Annotated in this window: 3 protein-coding genes; all 3 read right to left on the bottom strand. The window is 42.6% G+C overall.

Annotated features, from left to right (window positions below; all coding sequences use genetic code 11):
• Positions 1–154: 154 nt before the first annotated feature.
• Positions 155–376 (bottom strand): hypothetical protein, encoded by a 222-nt coding sequence (locus tag A3766_RS02475; protein ID WP_068512398.1) that lies wholly within the window; start codon positions 374–376, stop codon positions 155–157.
• A complete protein-coding gene (locus A3766_RS02470; RefSeq protein WP_068512395.1) occupies positions 369–761 on the bottom strand; it encodes a DUF3619 family protein in 393 nt (130 codons plus the stop codon). The genes A3766_RS02475 and A3766_RS02470 overlap by 8 nt, the downstream gene beginning before the upstream one ends.
• Before the next feature lie 21 nt (positions 762–782).
• Positions 783–987, bottom strand: a 205-nt coding sequence (locus A3766_RS02465) for a sigma-70 family RNA polymerase sigma factor (RefSeq protein ID WP_156508630.1), incomplete at its 5' end; no start/stop codon positions are given.

Raw genomic sequence — 987 nt, 5'->3', positions numbered from 1 at the left:
CAAGGCTTCTTGCTTGGTTTTGTCTAAGCTATCCCATTGTGATTGAAAAGGGCTGAGTAATATTTGGGTTTCGTTTGGCAAAGATGACCATTCCTCTGCAAAAGAAAGCGAAACAAAGCTGGCCAGTAATAATGTGATTAAGTGCTTGGGAAGCTTATTCATGGTTTGCCTCCTGTTCGCTATTTTCAGGTTCACTGGGCACCAAGTCGTGATCCTTGGAGTTGGACAGCTCGTTATCGCTAATCTGCTGTAAGTCGATAGGCGTTACAAGTTCTTTGCCATTGACGATTGTCTCGGCCAGAAACAGAAAGAAGCTCATATCTTGAATAGGCGCTTCGTTAGCTCGAACTTGAAAAGTAGTGAATGCATTAGCCATTACGCAGCTCACTAACAGATAAGGTTTCAGGTATTGTTTCATTTTCTAGTTGTTCCGATAACCAATAGGAGAACTCTAAATCTTCTGCAATATCCAAGTCTGTTTCGTCGAAGTTCGATAGTAGAACAAAGTCGTCAATATTTGCTTGAACAAGGTTTGGAATATTTTCTCCTTGCTTCTGTGGCAAATAGTTTATCAACAGAACAGCCGAAAAGCTTGCTGCCACTGTGAATCCTACTAAGGGGTGCCTAAACCATGGCTTTGAATTTTGTGCCATAGCGTCTTGTCTTGCTTGATATAGGCTGCGCTGTACTTTAGGGGAAAGATTCCGGGTACTTTCGTCCAGCGCTTGCTTAGCTCGTTGTTGAATTTCTTTATCGTTCATTCTCTTGACCTGAACTCTGGTTTACTGCAATTGCGCTTTTGATGAGCGCAGCTTTTCCATAGCGCGAAAGTAATGGCTCTTCACACTATTTTCGTTGATCTTCATTACTTCTGCAGTCTCCCGAACCGATAAACCTTCCCACGTCCTGAGTAAGAAGCATTGCTGCTGCTTGACTGGAAGTTGTTCGATGACTTTAAGTAAATGTTCTCCTAGTTTTTCACTGTCC

This window comes from Oleiphilus sp. HI0132 (assembly GCF_001635845.1).
This window is presented reverse-complemented; position numbering and strand designations above follow the sequence as displayed.

Coding starts and splice junctions, on each gene's coding strand:
- A3766_RS02475 (WP_068512398.1), bottom strand. CDS start 376: ATGGCTAATGCATTCACTACTTTTCAAGTTCGAGCTAACGAAGCGCCT.
- A3766_RS02470 (WP_068512395.1), bottom strand. CDS start 761: ATGAACGATAAAGAAATTCAACAACGAGCTAAGCAAGCGCTGGACGAA.